Below are 23,168 nucleotides of genomic sequence, written 5' to 3'. Positions count from 1 at the left end.
GCGTTTTCGTTTTTCAGGCATGACTTTCCGCACAGCATAGAGAGCACCCATGTATATCCAGGTTCTCGGCTCGGCCGCCGGTGGCGGATTTCCGCAGTGGAACTGCAACTGCGTCAATTGCAAGGGCTTCAGGGACGGTACCCTGCGGGCCACTGCCCGCACCCAGTCATCCATCGCCCTGTCCGACGACGGTGTGCATTGGGTGTTGTGCAACGCTTCGCCAGACATTCGCGCACAGCTTCAGGCCTTCGCGCCCATGCAGCCTGCCCGGGGTCTGCGCGACACCGGCATAGACGCCATCATCCTGCTGGACAGCCAGATCGACCACACCACTGGCCTGCTCAGCCTGCGCGAAGGTTGCCCGCATCCGGTGTGGTGCACCGACATGGTCCATCAGGACCTGACCACCGGCTTTCCGCTGTTCACCATGCTCAGCCACTGGAACGGCGGCCTGCAATGGAACCGTATCGAGCTTGAGGGCAGTTTCGTCATCCAGGCCTGCCCCAACCTGCGGTTCACCCCTTTCCCGCTGCGCAGTGCGGCGCCGCCTTATTCGCCACACCGTTTCGACCCGCACCCAGGCGATAACCTCGGCCTGCTGGTCGAGGACACCCGCACCGGTGGCAAGCTGTTCTATGCGCCCGGCCTTGGCCAGGTGGACGAGCAACTGCTGGAGATGATGCAAGGCGCCGACTGTCTGCTGGTCGATGGCACCTTGTGGGAAGACGACGAAATGCAGCGCCGCGGTGTGGGCACGCGCACCGGCCGTGAAATGGGCCACCTGGCCCAGAACGGCGCCGGCGGCATGCTCGAGGTGCTCGACGGCTTTGCACGCCAGCGCAAAGTGCTCATCCACATCAACAACACCAACCCGATCCTCGACGAAGACTCCCCCGAGCGTGCCGAAGTGCTGCGCCGCGGTGTGGAAGTGGCCTTCGACGGCATGAGCATCGAGTTGTAACGGGCCTGCCCGCCACCCCCAGACTTCCAGGAGCCAGCCGAATGAGCGATGCACTGCCGATGTCCCCTGCCGAGTTCGAGCAGGCCCTGCGCGCCAAGGGCGCCTACTACCACATTCACCACCCCTACCACGTGGCCATGTATGAAGGCCGTGCTACCCGCGAACAGATCCAGGGTTGGGTAGCCAACCGCTTCTATTACCAGGTCAACATCCCGATGAAGGACGCCGCCATCCTGGCCAACTGCCCGGATCGCGAGGTGCGCCGGGAGTGGATACAGCGCTTGCTCGACCACGATGGCGCACCTGGTGAGGATGGCGGCATCGAAGCCTGGCTGCGACTGGGCCAGGCGGTTGGTCTTGACCCCGAGCAGTTGCGCTCACAGGAGCTGGTATTGCCGGGGGTGCGCTTTGCCGTGGACGCCTACGTCAATTTCGCCCGTCGCGCCAGCTGGCAGGAAGCGGCCAGCAGCTCGCTGACCGAGCTTTTCGCCCCGCAGATCCACCAATCGCGCCTGGACAGCTGGCCACAGCACTACCCTTGGATCGACCCGGCAGGCTACGCGTATTTCCGCACGCGCCTTGGCCAGGCTCGCCGCGACGTTGAGCATGGCCTGGCCATTACGTTGCAGCACTACACCACCTGGGCTGGGCAGCAGCGTATGCTGGAAATCCTCCAGTTCAAGCTGGACATCCTGTGGAGCATGCTCGATGCCATGAGCATGGCCTACGAGCTGAACCGGCCGCCTTATCACTCCGTTACCCAGGAACGGGTATGGCATAAAGGGATCACCCTATGAATTTCGATCGTCAGCAAGTGCCCAGGTGGCGCCAGGGTTACCGCTTCCAGTACGAGCCTGCCCAGAAAGGCCATGTGCTGCTCTACCCTGAAGGCATGATCAAGCTCAACGAAAGCGCCAGCCTTATCGGAGGGCTGATCGACGGTCAGCGCGATGTGGCAGCCATCATCGACGCACTCCAGCAGCAATTCCCCGATGTGCCGGAAGTGGCCGACGATATCGAGCAGTTCATGGAGGTGGCCCGTGCCGAACACTGGATCGAGCTTGCCTGATCTGCCGCCCACGCCCGAAGTCGGCCTGCCGCTGTGGCTGCTGGCCGAGCTGACCTATCGTTGCCCGCTGCAATGCCCCTATTGCTCCAACCCTCTGGATTTCGCAGCCCAGGGCCAGGAGTTGAGCACTGCGCAGTGGTTCAAGGTTATGGCCCAGGCCCGCGAGATGGGCGCCGCGCAGATTGGGTTCTCCGGGGGCGAACCTCTGGTTCGCCAGGACCTCGCCGAGCTGATCGCCGAGGCCCGCCGGCTGGGGTACTACACCAACCTGATCACCTCCGGTATCGGCTTGACCGAGGCGCGCATCGCCGCCTTCAAGCAGGCCGGCCTGGACCATATCCAGATCAGCTTCCAGGCCAGCGACGAGCAAGTGAACAACCTGCTGGCCGGCTCCCGAAAGGCGTTCGCACAGAAGTTGGAAATGGCCCGCGCCGTGAAGGCCCACGGTTACCCCATGGTGCTCAACTTCGTTACCCATCGGCACAACATCGACAAGATCGACCGCATCATCGAGCTGTGCATCGCCCTGGATGCGGATTTCGTAGAACTGGCCACGTGCCAGTTCTACGGATGGGCGCACCTGAACCGGGTCGGGCTGCTGCCCACCCGTGATCAGCTGGAGCGGGCCGAGCGGATCACCAATGAGTACCGCGACAAGCTCAAAGCCGAAGGCAACCCGTGCAAGCTGATCTTCGTCACGCCGGACTACTACGAGGAGCGGCCCAAGGCCTGCATGAACGGTTGGGGCAATCTGTTCCTGACCATCACTCCCGACGGCACCGCGCTGCCGTGCCATGGCGCCCGTCAGTTGCCGGTGCAGTTCCCCAACGTGCGCGACCATGACCTGCGACACATCTGGTATGAGTCGTTCGGTTTCAACCGCTTCCGTGGCTACCAATGGATGCCGGAACCCTGCCGCTCCTGCGATGAGAAGGAGAAGGACTTTGGCGGCTGCCGCTGCCAGGCCTTCATGCTCACCGGTGATGCCAGCAATGCCGACCCGGTATGCGCCAAGTCGCCCGACCATGACTTGATCCTGAAGGCCCGCGAGCAGGCGCAAAGCGCCGACCTCGCCATAGAACAGATGACTTTCCGAAATGAACGAAACTCCCGTGTCATCGCCCGAGGCTGAGTTCACCGCCGCCCAGGCTGTCGCCGCCGGCACCGATTTCGCCGAACTCAAGGTCGGTGACGCCGGCCTGTTCTGGGTCGAGTTTCGGCCTGCCGACGACGCTTGCCGCATTTGGCACTGGCATCATCACCAGGCACGCTGCCTGACCCCCGACGGCTTCAGTGTACGCAGCCGTGTCTACGAATATGGCGGGGGCAGTTTCTGCCTGGGCGGGGACGGACTGGTGTTCGTCAACGAAAAGGACCAGCAGGTTTACACCCAACCTTTGGACAACACGCCGCCGCGCGCCCTTACCCATGACCCCGCCTGCCGTTATGGCGATGTGCAATGGCATGGCGGGCAGACCCTGGCCGTGGAGGAGCGCCATGGCGAAACCGTGGAGCACCGTCTGGTGGCCTTGGCCGAGGGCACACGTCAGGTGCTGGTCGAAGGCGCCGATTTCTACGCTTCGCCCACGGTCAGCCCGGACGGGCAGCGCCTGGCCTGGATCGAATGGGATCGCCCGGCGCAGCCGTGGACGGTAACGCGGCTCATGACCTGCCGTCGCGAGGCCAGCGGCCAATGGGGGCCAGCGCAAACGGTGGCAGCGGGCGATGAATCGCTGCAGCAGCCCCGATTCGATGAGGCCAACCGCCTGTACTGCCTGTCCGATCGCGATGGTTTCTGGCAGCCGTGGGGCGAGCGTGACGACGGCTGGCAAGCGCTGGCAAGCGAGCCTGCCGACCATGCCGCAGCGCCGTGGCAACTGGGCGCCAGTACCTGGCTGGCACTCGGGCCACAGCATTACCTGGCCACTTGGTTCGAAGCAGGTTTCGGACAACTGGGTCTGCGCACGCCCGATGGTCGCACTGAGCGGTTCGCCAGCGCCTACACCCGCTTTCGGCACCTGGCCATGGACGCCACCTGCGTGTATGCCATCGCCGCCTCGCCCATCAGCCCGGCGGCGGTCATTGCGATTGCGCGTGACACTCACGAAGTGAGCATACTGGCTGGGGGCGCCGAGGTACTGCCGGCGCATCGGGTCAGCATGCCCCAATCATTTCATTGCGGAACCGGGAGTGCGCTGGCCCATGGCTTTTTCTATCCGGCGGCAGGCAGCACTACGCCATCGCCGCTGATCGTCTTCATTCATGGTGGCCCGACCTCGGCCTGCTATCCGGTGCTCGACCCGAGGATCCAGTTCTGGACCCAACGAGGTTTTGCCGTTGCGGACCTCAACTACCGCGGCAGTAGCGGCTATGGCCGCGCGTACCGCCATGCGTTGCACCTGCGTTGGGGGCAAAGCGATGTGGAAGATGCTTGCTCAGCCGTCGAGCGCCTGGCTGCCGATGGCCTGATCGACAAGACCAAAGTGTTCATCCGTGGCGGCAGTGCCGGCGGCTACACCGCCCTCTGCGCACTGGCGTTCAGGGAGGTATTCCGGGCAGGCGCGAGCCTGTATGGCGTCAGCGACCCGGTTGCATTGGCGCGTGCCACGCACAAGTTCGAGGGTGACTACCTGGACTGGCTGATCGGTGATCCGGAACAGGATGCCGAGCGCTACCGGCAGCGCACGCCGCTCCTGCATGCCGAGCGAATCAAGGTGCCGGTGGTGTTCTTTCAAGGGGAACTGGATGCGGTCGTGGTGCCGGAGCAGACCCGCGCCATGCTCGCAGCGCTCAACGCCAATGGCATCGAGGCCCAGGCACATTTCTACGCGGGGGAGCGGCACGGGTTTCGCAAGGCCCGTAACCTTGAGCATGCGCTCGAACAGGAATGGCGATTCTACTGCAAGGTGCTTGAGCAGCATTGAACCTGCGGCTCACGGCTACCCGTGAGCCGCAGGGAATTCAACGCTTGGCGATGATGTACACCGCGTGCACGATGCCTGGGATATAGCCAAGCAAGGTCAGCAGGATGTTCAGCCAGAAGGCTCCGCCAAACCCCACCTGCAGAAACACGCCCAAGGGCGGCAGAATGATTGCGATGATGATCCGAATAATGTCCATGCGAGTCTCTCCGTAAGGGGTTACATCACAGACTCGCCGCCGCTTGCAGAGGTTCCACAGGCAAAAAAAACGCCCTGGATCGAATGTGACAGACCCAGGGCGGTGCGCAGAAACGCCAGACGGTTCGGTTGTACGTGGGTGGACTAGGCGGGCATCTTGCGCCCCGAGACCTGGGCCGCGTGCAGTCGCGCGAACGCGCGCGATAGGCGCAACAGCATTTCGTCGACGTTGCCGCGGGTCACGGTAAGCGACGGCGAGAGCCGCAGTACATCGGCCTGGGGCGCACCGACCAGCAGGCACTCTTGCAACGCCGCACGCTCAAGCGCCCGTGCCAGGGGCTCGTTGAGCTGCAATGTCCACAGCAGCCCGCTCCCGCAGACCTGGCCCTGGCCAAAGCGGCCCGCCAAGCGGCTAAGTCCCTCGCGTAGATGGCGGCCAGTGTCCTGCACGTGCTCGATGAAGCCCGCACTCAGCACCGTTTTCAGGACTGCCAGGCCTGCTGCGGCCGTCAACGCATTGCTGTACCAGGCATCCGGCAGGCCTGCCATCGGCGTGCAGCCAGCGCTGCTGCGTACCAGCAAGGCGGCCAGTGGAACGCCTCCACCCAGGCCGCCACCTAGCACCACCATGTCGGCATGCACGCCGTACAGGGTTTCGGCCAGCAACGCACCGCAGCGGCCCATGCCAGTGTGCGCTTCATCAAGGATCAGCAGAATGCCCAGCTCGCGGCAAAGGGCCTCAGCGCCCTTGAGGTATTCCTCGGTTGCAGCAACGATTGCACCCTGGCTTTGCAACGGTTCCAGCACGACGGCTACCGTGCGCGACTCCACGGCCGCGTGCAGTGCGGCCAGGTCATTGAACGGCACATGGCTGAGAGGGGCGTGTTCGGGTGTGCAATGGCTTGCACGGCTGGCCACAGGCGCACCATACGCGGCTTCGCCGCCCTGGCGGGCAACGATGATATGGCCAGCAACGTGGCGATGGCGCTCACCCCACTGGCGAGCCAGGCGCACAGCACCTTCATGTGCCTGAGCCGTGCTGTCGAAAAGCAGGGCACGGTCACTCCCGGTTGCTTGGCAGAGCTGGTCGCGCAACGCCAGAACGCCCTCATGCGAGCGCCCCACGCCCGGGTTGATCAAGGCTTGAGCCTGGCTCGCCACCGCCTTCACCACGGGCTCTGGGCTGTGCCCCAGCGTGTTGACCCCGTCGCCTTGATTGAAGTCCAGGCACGCGCGGCCTTGGTCGTCCCAAAGCCAGGCGCCTTGCCCTCTGACGAAAACAGGTGAGCCCATCGCCGCTGTATCGAGACGAGGCCGAGCACGTGCTGGCTCATGCAATGTTTCAATCCCGACAGCACGCGCTGGACGGCGAAGGTTGAACAGATTCATCGAAGTTCTGCACGCTAGGATGATGGGCAGGGCTGGAACGGCTTTGATTCAACTGAATGCCGTACCTATGGATACGAAGTCAGGCTGCGGTAACGGTGGGGTCCGCACAAAGCCTGTAACCCGTTGTTATACAGCGATAGACTAGGCGCCGGATGCCGATTCCGACATTTCGATTTAGCAGTATTTTCAATAAGTAGAACTTATGGATTTTCGTCAACTGCGTTATTTCGTCGCGGTCTATGAAGAAGGCCATGTCGGGCGCGCCGCCGAGCGTCTGTCATTATCTCAACCGGCCCTGTCCCAGCAGATTCGCCAACTCGAGCATGGCCTGGACCTGAGCCTCTTCGAGCGCAGTAACAAGCGCCTGCTGCCTACACTGGCGGCGCACACCTTGTACAATCATGCCCTGCCCCTGCTCGACGGCCTGCAAAGGGCCCACGAGGCGATGCGAAACTTCAAAGGCCAGGCACTGCGCACCTTGGCGATCGGCGTTTTGCAAACGGTTCGGCCAAGCCTGGTACCGCAGCTTCTGGAACGACTGCGCAAGGCCCAGCCGCACCTGGTGGTGCAGATCTATGAGTTGTCGGGTCTGGAAATCGAGAAGCGCCTGATCAGTGGCACGCTGGATATCGGCATCAGCTATTTGCCCGCGCGCCAACCTGGGCTGCATGGCGTGTTGTTGTACGAGGACGAATTGCAGTTGGTCATCCCAGCGACCCACCCGCTCAAGGACTTCAAGAAGGTGTCGATCCACCAGGCGGCGGAATTGCCCATGCTGATGCTGGGCGAGGAGTTCCAGATGCGCCAGATCTGGCAGGCCCAGCTGGCCAGCCAAGGTCGTCGCCCGCAGGTTCAGGCAGAAATGAATAACATGGCAGGCATTCTCGACAGCCTGTCACACACCTCATTGGCGACCATCCTGCCGGGCCGTGCCAAGGAAGCCGAACAGGCGCAGCAAGGGCTGCTGTGGAAACCATTGAGTGAACCCAGGGTGCCCTTGAAAGTAGGGCTGGTGTTTCGTGACGCTCAGCGTCAACAGGCCTCTATCGAGCTTCTGCGTGGCCTGCTCGAAGAAGAAACCAACCTGCGCGGACCGGTGGCTTCGCCACTGGATGCACTGAGCTGAACGTGACGCACAAGAAAAACCCCGCCGAGGCGGGGTTCTTCAGACTGTTTCCCTGTGACATCCGTATCGCCCCACCATCCTGGCAGGAAATCCTTCGTCGTCTTCCTTGATCTGTCCTATGCGCTTCCTGCGCAACGTCCATGGAAGAAAGATAACCCTGGATCCAATCTGAGAACAGTGGTGAAAAGTCACCACGTGTTGTAGGAAAAGGCTTACAAAGGGTAATCATTCCTATCACCACCCTTTGTCATGGCGACCACCCTGGCGCCGAGCCCTTGCGCTACAGTCGTCTTCATCGCCTGCGCCAGTCCTAGAACTGTTCCGCACCCAGCAGGTACAGCGATTCGCTACCCGCCTTGACCGAGGCGATAAGCGAATCGACGCGGGGCAGCAAGCGAGCGAAATAGAAGCGTGCCGTGCCAAGCTTGCCTTGGTAGAACGCTTCATCACCCTCGCCTGCCAGTGCAGCCTGGGCCATCAATGCCCACATGTAGCCATAGGCGACATAGCCAAAGGCATGCAGGTATTCAACCGACGCCGCCCCGATTTCGTTCGGATTGCCCTTGGCTTGTTGCAGCACCCAGTCGGTCACGCCATCGAGCTGGTCGAGCGCCGCTTCCAAGGGGCTGGTAAACGCAGCCATGCCATCACCGGCACCGGCAATGAACTCACGCACTTCGTTCGAGAACAGCTGGTAGTACGCGCCACCACTGGCCACCACCTTGCGGCCCATCAAGTCCAGCGCCTGGATACCGTTGGTGCCTTCGTAGATCTGGGTAATACGCACATCGCGCACCAGCTGCTCCTGACCCCATTCGCGGATATACCCGTGCCCACCGAACACTTGTTGACCGTGCAAGGTGCACTCAAGGCCCAGGTCGGTCAGAAACGCCTTGGCCACCGGGGTCAACAGCGCGACCAGCTCCTCGCTGCGCTTGCGCACGGCACTGTCTTGCGCGTATTTGGCGCTGTCCAGTTGCAAGGCCACGTAGCTGGAAAACGCCCGTCCGCCCTCGGTCAGCGCCTTCATGGTCAGCAACATGCGCCGCACATCCGGGTGCACGATGATCGGGTCAGCAGGCTTTTCCTTGGCTTGGGGCCCGGTCGGTGCACGGCTTTGCAGGCGATCCCGGGCGTATTCGACAGCGTTCTGATAAGAGCGCTCGGCCGAAGCGAGCCCTTGGATGCCAACCCCGAGCCGCTCGTAGTTCATCATGGTGAACATCGCGGCCAGCCCCTTGTTGGGCTCCCCCACAATGTAACCGACCGCCTCGTCGAAATTCATTACGCAGGTGGCCGAGGCCTGGATACCCATCTTGTGCTCGATGGACCCACAGGTCGCCGGATTGCGAGCACCCAGGCTGCCGTCTTCGTTGACCAGGAACTTGGGGACCAGGAACAGGGAGATCCCTTTGGGGCCTGCCGGTGCGTCTGGCAGCTTGGCCAGGACCAGGTGAATGATGTTCTCGGTCAGGTCGTGCTCGCCACCGGTGATGAAGATCTTGGTGCCGGTCACACGGTAGCTGCCGTCAGCCTGGGGCTCGGCCTTGGTGCGGATCATGCCAAGGTCAGTACCTGCATGAGGTTCGGTCAGGCACATGGAGCCTGCCCACACACCTGAATACATGTTCGGCAGGTACGTGTGCTTGAGCGCCTCGTCGGCGTGGGCGTTGATCGACAGGCAGGCACCTGCGGTGAGCATGGGGTACAAGCCAAACGACAGGCTGGCTGCGTTGACCATCTCCTCGACCTGGGCCGATACCGCCTTGGGCATGCCCATGCCGCCGAAGGCAGGGTCGCCACCCACGCCTACCCAGCCGCCTTGAGCATAGGTGTCGTAGGCTTCGATGAACCCGGCAGGCGTATGCACCGCGCCGTTGTCCCAGCGGCAGCCTTCCTCGTCGGCAGCGCGGCTGAGCGGTGCGATGCTGCGTGCAGTGACCTTGCCTGCCTCCTCAAGCACCGCCATGGCCGTTTCGGCATCGACCAACTCAGCCAAGCCCGGCAGCTGCGCCCACTGCTGGCCCACGTTGAAGACTTCATTCAGTACGAAGCGCATGTCGCGCAGGGGCGCTTTATATTCAGCCATGACAACCTCTCGCTGGTCAGGACGGGCGGCGATGAGCATCGCAGCACGGGTAGTGGAACCAGTGTAACCGAACAACTTTTACGACACATAGGGTCATCAAGAGACTAAGTAGTCAGTTATGGTCACGCTTCCCGCACTGCTCCCCGACGATTTCTCAGGCCGTGCACCATCAAGCAATTACGCCCCGCGGCCTTGGCAGCGTACAGCGCCTGATCGGCAGCCTTGAGCACCTCTTCAACGCTGCGGTTATCGCCCTGCCGTTCGGCCACACCTACGCTGATGGTCACGGTAACCGTGTCGCCACTGCTGCCTGTGCGGCGCTGGCGGCCGGTGTTGTCATCCAGCGGACGAGCACTCTGGTCACGCAAGTGCATGGCATAGCCGGCAATCGCTTCTCGAACCGCTTCCAGATGCGGCACGCACTGGTCAGCCGTCTTGCCCGCGAACACCACGGCGAATTCTTCGCCGCCATAGCGGTAGGCGCGGCCTCCCCCCTTGACCTTGCCAAGCCGGCTGGCCACCAGCCGCAATACCTGGTCGCCCACATCATGGCCATGGGTGTCGTTGAAGCGCTTGAAATGGTCCACGTCGGCCATGGCGATCACATAGGAGCGCCCTAGTCGCTGCAGGCGCTCATTGAGCGCGCGACGGCCCGGCAACCCGGTGAGCTCGTCACGGAACGCCATCTGGTACGCTTCGTGAGCGACTGCCGTGGCAATCATCAGCATGACCTGGCTGCACATGATGTTCAGCGTGAAAGGCAACACGAACGTCTTGGGCAGCATCCAGAAAATACCGACCAGGCCCACGATCAAGGCGCCATGCAGGGGCCTGGGCGCACGCAGGTACTGTACGACGAGTAACGCCAGCATGCCCATGAACACCGGGTAGGCCAGCTGAATCAGGCTCATCCACTGACCGTGCAAGATCGGCCAGCGGATTTCCGCCAGGCTGGCCAGCAGTGCCTCGGGAAAGCTTTGCTCGAAGCCGGCCGCCACTGCGGCCGTGGCCAACAGCACCGCACACCTGGCGACCAGGTCCTGGAGCAGGTGCGTGCGCTCCTGCCAGATGCCATAAAGGCCATACAACGCCGGTAACAGCAGGCACACGAGGTGGAAGATCACGGCAGCATCTTCACGAACGCGGCCGTTGTCTCGATAGAAGTCAGTCTGGGTATCGAGCAGGAAATAGGCGATGTAGACCGTGAGCATCAGAAACAGCTCCCGCTGGCGCCTGTACACCGCGCAATAGGCGCCGCCCATCAACAGCACGAGGGTTGGCAGCACATTGAAAAGCGATGTGAAGAAAACGCTGAGGTCCTTGACGTAAGCCGCAGCCAAGCCTGCCCCCAGCAAGACGAGAGAGGGTACGAAATGGCTTGGGCGGACAGCGTTAAGGCGAAGCAAGGGCAATTCCAACCTGGCAGACCAATAGTGGCATTGTGCCCTTAGTTGATCGGCCGTTCACCTGGACACTTGAGTACCTTTATTGTTGGCTTGCGCCAGACATAAAAAAACCGTCTGCCGAAGCAGACGGTTCGCATACGACCTGAGGTGACTCAGTAAGCCAGGCCGAAGTGTTCTTCGTCCATGGCCATCAGGTTGTCAGCACCGGACAGCATGGCAGCCACATGCGTGCGGGTACGCGGCAGGATGCGCTGGAAGTAGAAGCGTGCCGTTTGCAGCTTGGCGGTGTAGAACGCCGCTTCACTGGTACCTGCTGCCAGCTTTTCGGCAGCCAAGCGGGCAATGTCGGCCCAGAAGTAAGCCAGGCAGGCGTAGCCGGAGTACATGAGGTAGTCCACCGATGCCGCACCCACTTCCTCACGGTCCTTCATGGCAGCCATGCCCACCTTCATGGTCAGCTCGCCCCATTCCTTGTTCAACGCAGCCAGGGGCTGAACGAACTCGTTGACCGCCTCCTTGCCTTCCTGCGACTGGCAGAACTTGTGCACGATCTTGGTGAAGCCCTTGAGGGCCTCGCCTTGGGTCATCAGCACCTTGCGGCCCAGCAGGTCCAGGGCCTGGATGCCCGTGGTGCCCTCGTACAGCATGGAAATACGGCTGTCACGAACGTTCTGCTCCATGCCCCACTCGGCGATGAAGCCATGCCCACCGTAGACCTGAACCCCATGGTTGGCCGCCTCGAAGCCGACCTCGGTCATGAAGGCCTTGGCGATTGGGGTCAGGAACGCCAGCAGGGCATCGGCCTTCTTGCGCTCTTCCTCATCCTGACTGTACTTGACGATGTCCACCTGCTTGGCCGTGAAGTAGACCATCGCACGGGTGCCCTCGGCGAAGGCCTTCATGGTCAGGAGCATGCGACGTACATCCGGGTGGACGATGATCGGGTCGGCGGCCTTCTCAGGCGCCTTGGGCCCGGTCAGCGAGCGCATCTGCAGGCGCTCGCGGGCATACTTCAAGCCACCCTGGAAGGCCACTTCGGCATGGGCCAGGCCTTGCAGCGCAGTCCCCAGGCGTGCCGTGTTCATGAAGGTGAACATGCAGTTCAGGCCTTTGTTGGCCGGGCCGATCAGGTAACCGGTGGCTGCGTCGAAGTTCATCACGCAGGTGGCATTGCCATGGATACCCATCTTGTGCTCGATGGAGCCGCAGCTCACACCATTGCGCTCACCCGCTGCGCCTCCGGCGTTGGGCAGGAACTTCGGCACGATGAACAGGGAAATGCCCTTGGTGCCAGCCGGTGCATCGGGCAGGCGTGCCAGCACGATGTGCACGATGTTCTCGGCCATGTCGTGCTCACCGGCCGAAATGAAGATCTTGGTACCGCTGACCTTGTAGCTGCCATCGGCCTGGGGTTCGGCCTTGGTGCGCAGCATGCCCAGGTCGGTGCCGCAGTGCGGTTCGGTCAGGCACATGGTGCCGGTCCATTCACCCGAAACCAGCTTGGTCAGGTAGGTGTGCTGCTGTTCGGCAGTGCCGTGGGCCGAGATGGTGTTCATTGCGCCGTGGGACAAGCCTGGGTACATGCCCCACGACCAGTTGGCACCGCCCACCATTTCGCTCAGGGCCAGGCCCAGCGACTCGGGCAACCCCTGACCACCGTGCTCCACATCGTGCGCCAGGCTCGGCCAGCCGCCTTCGACGAACTGCTGGTAGGCTTCCTTGAAACCGGTCGGCGTCTTCACGCCCGCCTCGCTCCAGGTGCAGCCTTCCTGATCGCCTACGCGGTTGAGCGGCGACAGTACCTGCTCACAGAACTTCGCACCTTCCTCGAGAATCGCGTCCACCATGTCGGGCGTGGCGTCCTGGCAACCTGGCAGGCTCTGATAGTGCGCCTCGTAGCCGAGTAGCTCATCACGCACGAAGCGAATATCACGCAGGGGGGCTTTGTAGTCAGGCATCGCGATGAACCTCTAGGTGAGTTCTGTGGGGGACCGGCGCACGCGGCAGGGTCTATCAAACAGTTGTTTGAAACTTACGTTTACCGCTGGCGGATGTCAAGAAGGGCCAGAGGTGCCATTTACGCCACGAAAAATGGCGAATCCGCCATCAACGCCCACGCCACTTCGCCCGTGAGGACGGGGACGCTTCTGGCGAAGAAAAGAAAACGAGGCAGTGCAAGCCTCTGGGCGGTGTGTGGCAGGCGGGAACGCGCTATCGACCGTTAGGCGTAGGTGTCGATGATACGACCCAGCATTTCGTCGGATGCCTTGACGACTTTGGCGCCAAGCTCGACTTCGGTTCTGCCCAGCGCCATTTGCACGGTGCTGGTGGCCAGGTCCATTTGCTGACTTCTGTCGACGGCACGCAGCCGCTCGGCCTGAAAATCACTCGACTGACTGGTGGCGGAACGTTCGGCGGTGGTGTTGGCGACCTGGCTGGCGGCCTGGTCAACGCGATTCTGACCATTGTGAATGGCACCAAGGCCTGCGTAGAAGGCGGAGCTACCGGTGATTTCCATGTCAGGACTCCATCGACACTGGATGACGGTGAGGCCTCATTAAAGCAGGCCAGCTACCAAAAAGCCCGTTTAAATCGCTAATGGCTCAGTGCCACTTGATAGGCCTTGACCATACCAGCGTCAGTTAACCTTGCACACGCTTGACCCCGCCGCTACCGCAGACACGCGCTGGTTAATCCAGCAAGTCCAGTTGCAAATGCTCGGCCACCTTGTCCGCCGTGGCTTGCTTGAGCTTGGGCACTCGGCCCAGACAAGGCGCCGGCAGCCGTTCGGCCAGGCTGGCCAGATTCTCTTCGAGCCGCGACGTTTTTGGCTCGATGATGTTCGCCACCCACCCGGCGAGCTGCAGTCCGTCACGTTCGATGGCTTCGGCACTGAGCAGCGCGTGGCTGATGCAGCCCAGCCTTACCCCGACCACCAGGATGACCGGCAGCTGCAATGCAACGGCCAGGTCCGACAGGTTCGCCAGGCCCGAAAGCGGCACCCGCCAGCCGCCTGCGCCTTCGATCAAGGTGAAATCGGCCTGGTGCTGCAACACCGTGCGCATATCCGCCAGCAGCTGCGACACCGCCAGCGTCACACCGGCTTCCCGCGCGGCGACATGGGGGGCGATGGCTGGCTCGAAGGCGAATGGGTTGACCTGCTCGTAGGCGAGCTTGATGGTGCTCTCGTCGATCAGCGCCAGGGCGTCGCTGTTGCGCAAGCCCTTGGCCGTCATGCTGCAGCCGGATGCCACCGGCTTGGCCCCCAGGGTGCTCAACCCCTGCAACTTCGCTGCGTGTAGAAGACCGGCTGCAATGGTGGTCTTGCCGACATCGGTGTCAGTTCCGGCAATGAAATACGCCTGACTCATGAAGTACTCCTATGCCACAGACTTGCGCAGCACGCCGTAGACCACTTGATAAGTGGCAGGCAGCCCTTGGGGCTGGCGGTAGGCCTCGTACGCCTGGAGCATACCCTGTATGCGGGCGCGCCCGGTGAGCCCGGCAGGACGACCCGGGTTGAGGTTGTGCGCCCCCAGCGCCTTGAGTTCATGGGTCAATGTGCGCACGTGTGCATAATGCAATACATGCGGCAACTGTTGCAGTACCTGCGTTTCGAGGGCACTGGCTGCACATGAACGCTGGTATTCGTCGAAGCGCCTGAAGCGGTTGACATGTACCTGGCCATCCACGGCCTGCCAACTGCCGCGCAATTCATCGAGCGTACCCACGCACAGGCTGCTGAAAGCCAGGACGCCGCCTGGTCGCAGAATACGCGAAGCTTCTTCCAGCACTTGGGCAAAATGGCTGCACCACTGGACGGCCAGGCTGGAAAAGACGAGATCGACGCACCCCTCCCCCAGCGGCAAGCGCTCGGCATCGCCGACGATGTAGCTTTGGGCGCCATCGGCTCGATCGCGAGCATGACGCAGCATGCCTTCGGCGATGTCCACGGCAACACCGCTTGCAGGCCCGTAACGCTCGGCAAGCACCCGGCTGAAATGGCCCGTGCCACTGCCCAGATCAAGCCAGCGAGTCGGTTCGAGGTCAGATGGCAGCATCGTCAGCAGGTTCATACCGACCGAACGCTGCAGGGCTGCCACGCTGTCATAGCTGGCTGCCGCACGCGAAAACGACGTGGCCACCTGGCGTTTGTCGGGCAAGGCGCCAGGCAAGCCTGGCTGGGAAAGATCAGTCATCGCCACTCTCATGCAGGAAACTTTTGATACCGCTGGCCAGTTCTTGTGGGTACTCGAGCACAAACGCATGGGAACTGTCTTCGACAAGGCCCACTTCCACGTCGGGCAACAGCTCGCTCAGCGCCTGCGCAGCTTCGGCTGGCACCAAGGCATCTGCGCCGGCAAAAAGATGAAGCTGCGGGCCGGCGAATGCCTCCAGCGCTGCTCGGGTATCGAGCTGGGCCAGTACCTGTAGCGCCGTAGCCAGGTACAGCGGATCGGTGTCTGGAACGCCTACGCCCAGCTGGCGAAGTAAGGTGCGCGCTTGCATGGCCCCTTCGCTGCACAACGTGCGAAAGCGCTTGAGCGTGACCGACGGATGGCTGCGGCAACCATCCAGGAACGTCCCGAAGGTGTCTTCGGCCATCCCGTGAGGCCAATCGGCATGGGCCACGAAACTAGGGTTACTGGCCAGGGTGAGCAAGCCGCAACAGTGGTCGCCGCGCTTGTCGGCCAGGGCACTGGCCAGCATACCGCCCAGCGACCACCCCCCCAGCCACACATCGTTGGGTACCTTGCGATCCAGGTGCTCGACCCAACCCTGGACGTCACAGTGATCCAGCTCCGGCATGGGCATCAGCGTCACCTGAAGCCCAGGGTCCTGGGCGCGCAGGCTGGCTGCAAGCGGCTCAAGAGAAGCGGTGCCCAGGCCCCAGCCTGGTAGCAGTACGAGTCGGTTACGCATCGGCGCGCTCCAGCTGTGGATAACACTCTGCCAATGCATTCAACAATAGCTGCACCTGAGCTGCTGTGTGGGCAGCGCTCAAGGTAACGCGCAATCGCGCACTACCGACCGCCACCGTAGGTGGCCGGATAGCGGTCACCAACAGACCGCGCTCGCGCAGTAGCTGCGACAGGCGAAGCGCTTGCGCGCTGTCACCGATGACAATCGGCTGGATCGGCGTCTGGCTCTCCATCAGGCGCAAGCCCAGTTGTTCTGCGCCTTCGCGAAATTGCTGGATCAGTGCCGCCAAGTGCTCACGTCGCCAAGGCTGTGTCCGCACCAGCTCAAGGCTCTTGAGGGTGGCGCAGGCCAAGGCGGGCGGTTGGCTGGTGGTGTAGATGTAAGGCCGGGCGAACTGGATCAGTGCCTCGATCAGCGCTTCACTGCCAGCCACGAACGCACCCGCCGTACCGCAGGCCTTGCCCAGCGTACCGACCAGTACCGGGACATCGTCCACGCCCAGGCCATAGTGCTCGACGACCCCTCCGCCGCCCACACCCAGGGTGCCCAGGCCATGGGCATCGTCCACCATCAGCCAGGCATCGCGCGCACGCGTCGCCTGGGCCAGCGCCGGCAAATCGGCCACATCACCGTCCATGCTGAACACGCCATCGGTCACGACCAATGTATTGCCCGTGGCCTTGGCCAGGCGGTCGCTCAGGCTGCCGACATCATTGTGCAGGTAACGACTGAAACGCGCGCCGCTGAGCAGGCCACCGTCGAGCAGCGAGGCGTGGTTCAGGCGATCCTGCAACACCGTATCGCCCTTGCCCACCAAGGCGGTGATTACCCCCAGGTTGGCCATGTAGCCGGTGGAGAACAGCAGCGCTCGCGGCCGCCCGGTGAGTTCGGCCAATGCTTGCTCAAGTTGATGGTGTGCCGTGGTATGGCCTATGACCAGATGCGAAGCCCCCCCACCCACACCCCAGCGATCAGCACCTGCCTGCCAGGCCGCGAGCACTTCAGGATGACTTGCCAGGCCCAGGTAATCGTTGCTGCAGAAAGCCAGCAGCGGCTGGCCATCGACCACTACCAGCGGCCCTTGTGGGCTTTCCAGCAAGGGGCGCTGTCGGTAGAGGTCCGCCGCGCGCCGGTCGGCCAGCCGCGCGGCCAAGTCGAAGGCCATGTCAGGCCGAAGCTGCATCGTAGAACAACGCATCGTTGCGCTGCTCGACCAGCGCCTGCTCGATCGCAGCCTGGTGGACTTCATCGGCGTGCTCTTCACCGGCTTCAGGCTTGATTCCCAGGCGTGCAAACAGCTGCATGTCCTTGTCGGCCTGCGGGTTGGCCGTTGTCAGCAACTTTTCACCGTAGAAGATCGAGTTGGCACCGGCCAGGAATGCCAAGGCCTGCATTTGCTCGTTCATCTGCTCACGGCCTGCCGACAGGCGCACGTGCGACTTGGGCATGAGAATACGGGCCACTGCCAGCATGCGGATGAAGTCGAACGGATCGACGTCGGCCTCGTCGGCCAGCGGCGTACCGGCCACCTTGACCAGCATGTTGATCGGCACGGACTCCGGATGCTCAGGCAGGTTGGCCAGTTGGATCAGCAGGCCTGCGCGGTCATCGAGCGTCTCGCCCATGCCGAGGATGCCGCCAGAGCAGATCTTCATGCCGGCATCGCGCACATAGGCCAGGGTCTGCAAGCGCTCGGCGTAGGTGCGCGTAGTGATGATGCTGCCGTAGAACTCGGGGGAGGTATCGAGGTTGTGGTTGTAATAGTCCAGGCCCGCCTGGGCCAGCGCCTGGGTCTGCTCCTGGTCGAGCTTGCCGAGGGTCATGCAGGTTTCCAGGCCCATGGCCTTGACCCCTTTGACCATCTCCAGCACATAGGGCATGTCCTTGGCCGAAGGGTGCTTCCACGCAGCGCCCATGCAAAAGCGCGTGGAACCAATGGCCTTGGCGCGCGCGGCCTCCTCGAGCACCTTCTGCACCTCCATCAGCTTCTGCTTTTCCAGGCCGGTGTTGTAGTGCCCGGACTGCGGGCAGTACTTACAGTCTTCGGGGCAGGCACCGGTCTTGATCGACAGCAGGGTTGAGACTTGCACCCGGTTGGCGTCGAAATGCGCACGGTGTACAGCCTGGGCGTTGAAGATCAGGTCGTTGAACGGCTGTTGGAACAGCGCCTTGACCTCGGCCAGGGACCAGTCGTGACGTGTTGTTGCAGTTGTACTGGCGCTCATCGGCGTTTCCTTGTTTAGGCTCTAGCAGGCGCCGGGCAAGGAGAACGCCCGCGCTTCACGGATAGCCGAAATAGTCAGGGAAGGCCCATGAACTGTCAACTTAAGCTTAAGAAGCTGGTCTACAACTGGTCACTAGTTAACCAAATATGCGCACTATGCGGTGCCACTGCGCTCCAGCCCTACGCGCTATGCGAGCCATGTGAACAACAACTGCCCTGGCTGGATGATGACCACTGCTCACGGTGCGCCCTGCCTCTGGCCATGGCAGGCATGGAATGCGGACAGTGCAACCGCAGGCCGCCAGCATTCGAACGGGTTCTGGCACCCTGGCATTTCACATTTCCGGTGGACACCCTGATCAGTCGGTTCAAGCACAACCGTCAGTGGCCGCTGGGACGCCTGATGGCTGAGATTGCCGGTCATGCGCTGAGCCATCACTATGCCGAAGGCCTGCCCCGCCCCGACGTGCTGCTTGCTGTACCCCTGACACGGCGCCGACTGCGTGAACGGGGGTTCAACCAGGCTGCGATGCTGGCGCGTTGGTGGTCAAGGCAACTGGCAGTGCCCTTCGTCGAACACCTGCTGGTACGCACCCGCCACACCACGGCCCAGCAGCATCTGAGCGCCAAGGCTCGATGGCGCAACCTGCGTCAGGCGTTCGCCGTATGCGGTGGCCTGCACGGCCAGCATGTCGCGCTCGTCGATGATGTACTGACCACCGGCGCGACGGCGCAGGCTGTTGCACAGGTCCTGCGCAAGGCAGGTGCCGCACGTGTAGACGTCTACTGCCTGGCACGCACACCCAAGCCCGGCTATGCATGAGCGTGCAGGCCAGTGGCGGCGACGCAGTGGTACGCTACGCCCACCCCGTACACTGGCCCATCACCAAACCGGTCGGATGCCCATGCCCTTACCTGCCCCACTGACCCATCACATTACCCGCCGCCCACAGCGCGTGGCCCTCTTGCAGCACATTGCCGAGCAGGGCTCCATCACCCGCGCCGCCAAGGCTGCCGGCATGAGCTACAAAGCTGCCTGGGATGCGATCGATGAACTCAACAACCTGGCCAGCAGCCCCTTGGTAGAGCGCAGCACTGGCGGGCGCGGCGGCGGCGGTGCACGCCTGTCTGCCGAAGGCGAACGGGTGCTGCGGCTGTATCAGCGCCTGCAAGCCTTGCAAGCTCAGTTGCTCGAAGCCACCGATGATGTGAGCGACCTTGACCTGCTCGGTCGCCTGATGCTGCACACCAGCGCCCGGAATCAGCTGCAAGGCCAGGTCAGCGCCCTTCATCGCGTGGGGTGGCATGACCGGGTCGGCCTTGCACTGAGTGGGGGGCTGCAGATCGAAGCCTTGATCACTCATGACAGCACCGAGCGCCTTGGGCTGACCTTGGGCACGACGGTGGTGGCCTTGCTCAAGGCAGGTTGGGTGCGCCTGCTGGGCCACAGCGACGAGGCGGATCAACAGCACAATTGCCTGCAGGTGACCGTGGACTCGATTCTGACGGGCACCGATGGCCCCCACGAGGTGCGCCTTGCGCTTGGCAATGGTCAGACCCTGTGCGCCTTCGCCGAACCGGCCTGGCTGGCAGAGCACCAGGTGACCGTTGGCAGCGCCCTGCGTGCGCAGTTCTCGGCCGCCGATGTGGTGATTGGTATCCCGGCCTGACCTGTAACGGCGTTTGGCACATGGCCGAGTGCCCTGCGGCGCCTCGGTGGCCAACGCGGTAACATGGGGGCCACGCTGCCTACCGCCGGAGTCATCATGTCCCACCCGTTCGCCACACTCACCCCCGACTTGGTGCTCGACGCCGTGGAATCATTGGGGTTTCTCAGCGATGCGCGGGTATTGGCACTCAACAGCTATGAAAACCGCGTCTACCAAGTGGGCATCGAGGGCGAGCAGCCCTTGATCGCCAAGTTCTATCGACCCGGTCGCTGGAGCGATGCAGCCATCGTCGAAGAACACCGCTTCACGGCCGAATTGGCCGGCTGCGAAGTGCCGGTGGTAGCGCCCCTGCAGCATCAAGGCAACACGCTGTTCGAACACGGCGGCTTTCGCTTTACGCTGTTCCCGCGCCGTGGTGGGCATGCCCCTGAACCCGGCAACCTCGATCAGTTGTACCGCTTGGGCCAGTTGATCGGACGCCTGCATGCCGTGGCTGCCAGCCGGCCGTTCGAACACCGGGAAGCGTTGGCTGTGGATAACTTCGGGCACGCCTCACTGGACACACTGCTAAAAGGCGGGTTCGTGCCCCGGGAACTGTTGCCCGCCTTCGAATCGGTCGCGCGCGATGTACTGGCTCGAGTGGAAGCCATCTATGCCCGCACCCCGCACCAGGTCATCCGCCTGCACGGTGACTTGCACCCGGGCAACCTGATGCACCGCGACGAGATCTACCATGTGGTTGACCTGGACGACTGCCGCATGGGCCCTGCGGTACAGGACCTGTGGATGATGCTGGCAGGCAATCGGGATGAGCGTCAGGGCCAGTTGGCCGAGCTGGTCGAGGGCTACAACGAATTTCACGACTTCGACCCGCGTGAGCTGGCGTTGATCGAGCCGCTGCGTGCCCTGCGTCAACTCCACTACAGTGCCTGGCTGGCGCGTCGCTGGGACGATCCGGCATTTCCGCCCAGCTTCCCGTGGTTCGGTCAGCCTAGATACTGGGGTGATCAGATTCTGGCGCTGCGTGAGCAAATGGCCGCCCTCGATGAAGCCCCACTCAAGTTGTTCTAGATCGACCGTCGGCGCTGTCTACAATAGCTGCCGTTAATCAGCATCTTAAGCAAGGACTCTGCATGCACGCTGCAAACCCGCGTCGCGGGTATCTACTGGGCCTGAGTGCCTACATCATCTGGGGCCTGTTCCCCCTGTACTTCAAAGCCATCCAAAGCGTCCCCGCCGTGGAGATCATCGTCCACCGTGTGCTGTGGTCAGCGCTGTTCGGCTCGATACTGCTCGCCTTCTGGAAACACCCCGGCTGGTGGCGCGACCTGCGCGACAACCCGCGGCGCTTGGCCATCCTGGCATTGAGCGGCACATTGATCGCAGCCAATTGGCTGACGTATGTCTGGTCGGTGAACAACGGACGCATGCTCGAGGCCAGCCTTGGCTACTACATCAACCCGCTGATCAACGTGCTGCTCGGCATGCTGATTCTCGGCGAGCGCTTGCGCCGTTTGCAGTGGCTGGCGGTCGGTCTGGCCGCGCTCGGCGTCATGCAACAGGTCTGGCAGGTGGGCAGCCTGCCCTGGGTATCCTTGGCACTGGCGCTGACCTTCGGGTTCTACGGGCTTATTCGCAAGCAAGCCCCCGTGGCGGCCCTGCCCGGCCTGGTTGTCGAGACCTGGATGCTGGTACCGCTGGCGCTTGGGTGGTTGCTGCTGCACCCCGGCGCGATGAGCGCGCAAGGTGAGTTCTACACCACAAGCGAGGCCTTGTGGCTGATGGCTGCAGGCCCCGTGACACTGGTGCCGCTGGTGTGTTTCAACGCTGCCGCACGGCATCTGCCCTACACCACGCTGGGCTTTCTGCAATACCTGGCGCCAACGCTGGTCTTGCTCCAGGCCATCTGGCTGTTCGACGAGCATCTATCCCCAAGCACGCTCACGGCATTCATGTTCATCTGGGCAGGGCTGGCGTTGTACAGCGTCGATGCGTGGTGGAATTTGCGTAAAAGTCGCTGATCAAAAAACGATCATGTCTCTGTACGCCTTGATATACATGGCCTGCAGAGACATCTCCAGAGCTTATCCACACCCTCGTCCCCGCCGTTTGTGCACAACCTCTCTACATTGATCAATTTTCGATCAAATCTCTGCAGCCCTTGCAAGCCGGGCGCTGGGACCCGATAGCCCCAGCTTATCCACAAGGCCGTCCTCTCTAAATCGGGATAACCTCTGCCAGAGTCTGCGGCAGTGGCGAGCCGCATTTACTCATCCGCGCGCAACCGCAACTCCACCATCAAGTCATCGGCCAGCGCTTCCAGACGTTGCTGCAGCTGCTCCAGCGGCAGGGACGCGGGTAATGCCAGAAGGGCCTCGGCATGAAACAGGGGTTCGTTGCTCATCGGTGCCGGGCGTACCTCAGTGGCAATCCGTTCGACGTTCACATTCAGCTCGGCCAGCACACGGGTGATATCCCGCACGATCCCTGGCCGGTCGTTACCTACCAGCTCCATGCCAAAGGGTTTGGATGCATGGGCAGGCTCGTTGCCACTTTCGGCCAGTTGCACGCGAATGCCGTGTGCGGACAATGCCCCGAGCGCGTCCACCAACGCGTCATACCGATCCGCCGGCACTGCCACCCGCAGGATGCCGGCAAATTGCCCAGCCATGCGCGACATGCTGCTTTCCAGCCAGTTACCCTCGAAGTCGGCGATGCACTGGGCGATCCGCTCGACTTGGCCGGCCTTGTCCGGGGCGATCACGGTAAGCACAAGATGTTCCACGGAATGTTCCTCGAGTGGGGTTCAGGCCATACAGCGCCAAGGTGTCGCCACAGTATAGGCAAGGCGCGTCAACCTGCCGCAGGGCAATCCTACTTATAAATCGTGTACTGTTTTTAGATTTATCTGGAACAATCACTCCGTTTTTTGCGAACATGGCGCTTCCTTGCAGGATCCTGTGCGACCAACAGGTCGCCTGACGGCGCTTTTAGTCTGATAGTGCCCAGCCGGCTGCTTCATGTAGTATCCGTGGGCGCGGACTACACAACGTCGTTTGAAGGTCTGTCGAGGCGCCTGTGAAGAATGCACGTTGCTTGCTGTCAGGCAGGCAAACCGCACCCAGCCGCGTCCGGGCTTGTACCGGAGGCATGCACTGGTGCCGTGCGAGGAGAAGCGCTACAGGCTCAATA

22 protein-coding genes are annotated in these 23,168 nt (G+C 62.4%); 10 read left to right on the top strand and 12 right to left on the bottom strand.

Annotated elements, in window-relative coordinates; genetic code table 11:
- Positions 1 to 49 precede the first annotated feature (49 nt).
- From pqqB to PFU01S_RS02240, 5 genes are read left to right on the top strand one after another with little or no spacing between them, the layout of a single operon-like run.
- On the top strand, positions 50 to 961 hold the full coding sequence (pqqB, locus tag PFU01S_RS02260; RefSeq protein ID WP_027913610.1) for a pyrroloquinoline quinone biosynthesis protein PqqB: 912 nt from the start codon (positions 50 to 52) through the stop codon (positions 959 to 961).
- 41 nt (positions 962 to 1,002) lie between these two features.
- Positions 1,003 to 1,758 (top strand): pyrroloquinoline-quinone synthase PqqC, encoded by a 756-nt coding sequence (pqqC, locus tag PFU01S_RS02255; RefSeq protein WP_023532576.1) that lies wholly within the window; start codon positions 1,003 to 1,005, stop codon positions 1,756 to 1,758.
- A complete protein-coding gene (gene pqqD, locus PFU01S_RS02250; RefSeq protein ID WP_023532357.1) occupies positions 1,755 to 2,030 on the top strand; it encodes a pyrroloquinoline quinone biosynthesis peptide chaperone PqqD in 276 nt (91 codons plus the stop codon). The genes pqqC and pqqD overlap by 4 nt, the downstream gene beginning before the upstream one ends.
- On the top strand, positions 2,002 to 3,162 hold the full coding sequence (pqqE, locus tag PFU01S_RS02245) for a pyrroloquinoline quinone biosynthesis protein PqqE (RefSeq protein ID WP_027913609.1): 1,161 nt from the start codon (positions 2,002 to 2,004) through the stop codon (positions 3,160 to 3,162). Before pqqD ends, pqqE begins: the two co-directional genes overlap by 29 nt.
- On the top strand, positions 3,128 to 4,954 hold the full coding sequence (locus PFU01S_RS02240; protein ID WP_028686630.1) for a S9 family peptidase: 1,827 nt from the start codon (positions 3,128 to 3,130) through the stop codon (positions 4,952 to 4,954). The genes pqqE and PFU01S_RS02240 overlap by 35 nt, the downstream gene beginning before the upstream one ends.
- 37 nt (positions 4,955 to 4,991) lie before the next feature.
- Here the strand turns inward: PFU01S_RS02240 and PFU01S_RS21565 are convergent, their stop codons facing one another.
- Positions 4,992 to 5,150 (bottom strand): YqaE/Pmp3 family membrane protein, encoded by a 159-nt coding sequence (locus tag PFU01S_RS21565; RefSeq protein WP_012316587.1) that lies wholly within the window; start codon positions 5,148 to 5,150, stop codon positions 4,992 to 4,994.
- A 143-nt stretch (positions 5,151 to 5,293) separates the two neighbouring features.
- Positions 5,294 to 6,538: an aminotransferase class III-fold pyridoxal phosphate-dependent enzyme gene (locus PFU01S_RS02230; protein ID WP_028686631.1), complete on the bottom strand. Its 1,245-nt coding sequence runs from the start codon at positions 6,536 to 6,538 to the stop codon at positions 5,294 to 5,296.
- 202 nt (positions 6,539 to 6,740) lie between these two features.
- On the opposite strand from PFU01S_RS02230, the gene PFU01S_RS02225 reads away from it, so the two are divergent.
- Positions 6,741 to 7,664 (top strand): LysR family transcriptional regulator, encoded by a 924-nt coding sequence (locus PFU01S_RS02225; protein WP_028686632.1) that lies wholly within the window; start codon positions 6,741 to 6,743, stop codon positions 7,662 to 7,664.
- 310 nt (positions 7,665 to 7,974) lie between these two features.
- Here PFU01S_RS02225 and PFU01S_RS02220 read toward each other — a convergent pair whose 3' ends face one another.
- From PFU01S_RS02220 to bioB, 9 genes are all read right to left on the bottom strand, one after another.
- Positions 7,975 to 9,753, bottom strand: coding sequence for an acyl-CoA dehydrogenase C-terminal domain-containing protein (locus tag PFU01S_RS02220; RefSeq protein WP_028686633.1), 1,779 nt, complete (start codon positions 9,751 to 9,753; stop codon positions 7,975 to 7,977).
- A gap of 122 nt (positions 9,754 to 9,875) precedes the next feature.
- Positions 9,876 to 11,159 (bottom strand): GGDEF domain-containing protein, encoded by a 1,284-nt coding sequence (locus PFU01S_RS02215; protein WP_028686634.1) that lies wholly within the window; start codon positions 11,157 to 11,159, stop codon positions 9,876 to 9,878.
- Between the two features lie 152 nt (positions 11,160 to 11,311).
- Positions 11,312 to 13,117: a phenylacyl-CoA dehydrogenase gene (locus tag PFU01S_RS02210; RefSeq protein WP_028686635.1), complete on the bottom strand. Its 1,806-nt coding sequence runs from the start codon at positions 13,115 to 13,117 to the stop codon at positions 11,312 to 11,314.
- A 263-nt stretch (positions 13,118 to 13,380) separates the two neighbouring features.
- The gene (locus PFU01S_RS02205; RefSeq protein ID WP_027913602.1) at positions 13,381 to 13,677 is read right to left on the bottom strand and encodes a hypothetical protein; all 297 of its coding nucleotides are present in this window, start codon (positions 13,675 to 13,677) and stop codon (positions 13,381 to 13,383) included.
- 172 nt (positions 13,678 to 13,849) lie between these two features.
- On the bottom strand, positions 13,850 to 14,530 hold the full coding sequence (gene bioD / locus PFU01S_RS02200; RefSeq protein WP_028686636.1) for a dethiobiotin synthase: 681 nt from the start codon (positions 14,528 to 14,530) through the stop codon (positions 13,850 to 13,852).
- A gap of 9 nt (positions 14,531 to 14,539) precedes the next feature.
- Positions 14,540 to 15,358, bottom strand: coding sequence for a malonyl-ACP O-methyltransferase BioC (gene bioC, locus PFU01S_RS02195; RefSeq protein ID WP_028686637.1), 819 nt, complete (start codon positions 15,356 to 15,358; stop codon positions 14,540 to 14,542).
- Positions 15,351 to 16,082 (bottom strand): alpha/beta fold hydrolase, encoded by a 732-nt coding sequence (locus tag PFU01S_RS02190; protein ID WP_028686638.1) that lies wholly within the window; start codon positions 16,080 to 16,082, stop codon positions 15,351 to 15,353. The genes bioC and PFU01S_RS02190 overlap by 8 nt, the downstream gene beginning before the upstream one ends.
- A complete protein-coding gene (bioF, locus tag PFU01S_RS02185) occupies positions 16,075 to 17,247 on the bottom strand; it encodes an 8-amino-7-oxononanoate synthase (RefSeq protein WP_027913598.1) in 1,173 nt (390 codons plus the stop codon). Before bioF ends, PFU01S_RS02190 begins: the two co-directional genes overlap by 8 nt.
- Position 17,248: 1 nt before the next feature.
- A complete protein-coding gene (gene bioB / locus PFU01S_RS02180) occupies positions 17,249 to 18,307 on the bottom strand; it encodes a biotin synthase BioB (RefSeq protein WP_023532484.1) in 1,059 nt (352 codons plus the stop codon).
- Between the two features lie 87 nt (positions 18,308 to 18,394).
- On the opposite strand from bioB, the gene PFU01S_RS02175 reads away from it, so the two are divergent.
- The 4 genes from PFU01S_RS02175 to rarD all read left to right on the top strand — a co-directional run bounded on the left by PFU01S_RS02175 (position 18,395) and on the right by rarD (position 21,997).
- On the top strand, positions 18,395 to 19,129 hold the full coding sequence (locus PFU01S_RS02175; protein ID WP_028686639.1) for a ComF family protein: 735 nt from the start codon (positions 18,395 to 18,397) through the stop codon (positions 19,127 to 19,129).
- Positions 19,130 to 19,211: 82 nt separating this feature from the next.
- On the top strand, positions 19,212 to 19,976 hold the full coding sequence (locus PFU01S_RS02170; protein WP_028686640.1) for a TOBE domain-containing protein: 765 nt from the start codon (positions 19,212 to 19,214) through the stop codon (positions 19,974 to 19,976).
- Positions 19,977 to 20,072: 96 nt separating this feature from the next.
- A complete protein-coding gene (locus tag PFU01S_RS02165; protein ID WP_028686641.1) occupies positions 20,073 to 21,047 on the top strand; it encodes a serine/threonine protein kinase in 975 nt (324 codons plus the stop codon).
- 62 nt (positions 21,048 to 21,109) lie between these two features.
- Positions 21,110 to 21,997: an EamA family transporter RarD gene (rarD, locus tag PFU01S_RS02160; protein WP_028686642.1), complete on the top strand. Its 888-nt coding sequence runs from the start codon at positions 21,110 to 21,112 to the stop codon at positions 21,995 to 21,997.
- Positions 21,998 to 22,242: 245 nt separating this feature from the next.
- Here the strand turns inward: rarD and PFU01S_RS02155 are convergent, their stop codons facing one another.
- The gene (locus PFU01S_RS02155; protein ID WP_028686643.1) at positions 22,243 to 22,761 is read right to left on the bottom strand and encodes a glycine cleavage system transcriptional repressor; all 519 of its coding nucleotides are present in this window, start codon (positions 22,759 to 22,761) and stop codon (positions 22,243 to 22,245) included.
- Between the last annotated feature and the right edge of the window lie 407 nt (positions 22,762 to 23,168).

This window comes from Pseudomonas fulva NBRC 16637 = DSM 17717, from assembly GCF_000730565.1.
In the GTDB taxonomy this organism is placed as follows: Bacteria; Pseudomonadota; Gammaproteobacteria; order Pseudomonadales; family Pseudomonadaceae; genus Aquipseudomonas; species Aquipseudomonas fulva.
Note: the sequence above shows the minus strand (reverse complement) of the source record. Positions and strands in the feature narration are given on the sequence as shown.

What these genes read in the sequence shown, in the direction of transcription:
- pqqB (WP_027913610.1), top strand. Translation starts at nt 50, where the DNA reads ATGTATATCCAGGTTCTCGGCTCGGCCGCCGGTGGCGGATTTCCGCAG.
- pqqC (WP_023532576.1), top strand. Translation starts at nt 1,003, where the DNA reads ATGAGCGATGCACTGCCGATGTCCCCTGCCGAGTTCGAGCAGGCCCTG.
- pqqD (WP_023532357.1), top strand. Translation starts at nt 1,755, where the DNA reads ATGAATTTCGATCGTCAGCAAGTGCCCAGGTGGCGCCAGGGTTACCGC.
- PFU01S_RS02240 (WP_028686630.1), top strand. Translation starts at nt 3,128, where the DNA reads ATGAACGAAACTCCCGTGTCATCGCCCGAGGCTGAGTTCACCGCCGCC.
- PFU01S_RS21565 (WP_012316587.1), bottom strand. Translation starts at nt 5,150, where the DNA reads ATGGACATTATTCGGATCATCATCGCAATCATTCTGCCGCCCTTGGGC.
- PFU01S_RS02230 (WP_028686631.1), bottom strand. Translation starts at nt 6,538, where the DNA reads ATGAATCTGTTCAACCTTCGCCGTCCAGCGCGTGCTGTCGGGATTGAA.
- PFU01S_RS02225 (WP_028686632.1), top strand. Translation starts at nt 6,741, where the DNA reads ATGGATTTTCGTCAACTGCGTTATTTCGTCGCGGTCTATGAAGAAGGC.
- PFU01S_RS02220 (WP_028686633.1), bottom strand. Translation starts at nt 9,753, where the DNA reads ATGGCTGAATATAAAGCGCCCCTGCGCGACATGCGCTTCGTACTGAAT.
- PFU01S_RS02210 (WP_028686635.1), bottom strand. Translation starts at nt 13,117, where the DNA reads ATGCCTGACTACAAAGCCCCCCTGCGTGATATTCGCTTCGTGCGTGAT.
- PFU01S_RS02205 (WP_027913602.1), bottom strand. Translation starts at nt 13,677, where the DNA reads ATGGAAATCACCGGTAGCTCCGCCTTCTACGCAGGCCTTGGTGCCATT.
- bioD (WP_028686636.1), bottom strand. Translation starts at nt 14,530, where the DNA reads ATGAGTCAGGCGTATTTCATTGCCGGAACTGACACCGATGTCGGCAAG.
- bioC (WP_028686637.1), bottom strand. Translation starts at nt 15,358, where the DNA reads ATGACTGATCTTTCCCAGCCAGGCTTGCCTGGCGCCTTGCCCGACAAA.
- PFU01S_RS02190 (WP_028686638.1), bottom strand. Translation starts at nt 16,082, where the DNA reads ATGCGTAACCGACTCGTACTGCTACCAGGCTGGGGCCTGGGCACCGCT.
- bioF (WP_027913598.1), bottom strand. Translation starts at nt 17,247, where the DNA reads ATGGCCTTCGACTTGGCCGCGCGGCTGGCCGACCGGCGCGCGGCGGAC.
- bioB (WP_023532484.1), bottom strand. Translation starts at nt 18,307, where the DNA reads ATGAGCGCCAGTACAACTGCAACAACACGTCACGACTGGTCCCTGGCC.
- PFU01S_RS02175 (WP_028686639.1), top strand. Translation starts at nt 18,395, where the DNA reads ATGAACTGTCAACTTAAGCTTAAGAAGCTGGTCTACAACTGGTCACTA.
- PFU01S_RS02170 (WP_028686640.1), top strand. Translation starts at nt 19,212, where the DNA reads ATGCCCTTACCTGCCCCACTGACCCATCACATTACCCGCCGCCCACAG.
- PFU01S_RS02165 (WP_028686641.1), top strand. Translation starts at nt 20,073, where the DNA reads ATGTCCCACCCGTTCGCCACACTCACCCCCGACTTGGTGCTCGACGCC.
- rarD (WP_028686642.1), top strand. Translation starts at nt 21,110, where the DNA reads ATGCACGCTGCAAACCCGCGTCGCGGGTATCTACTGGGCCTGAGTGCC.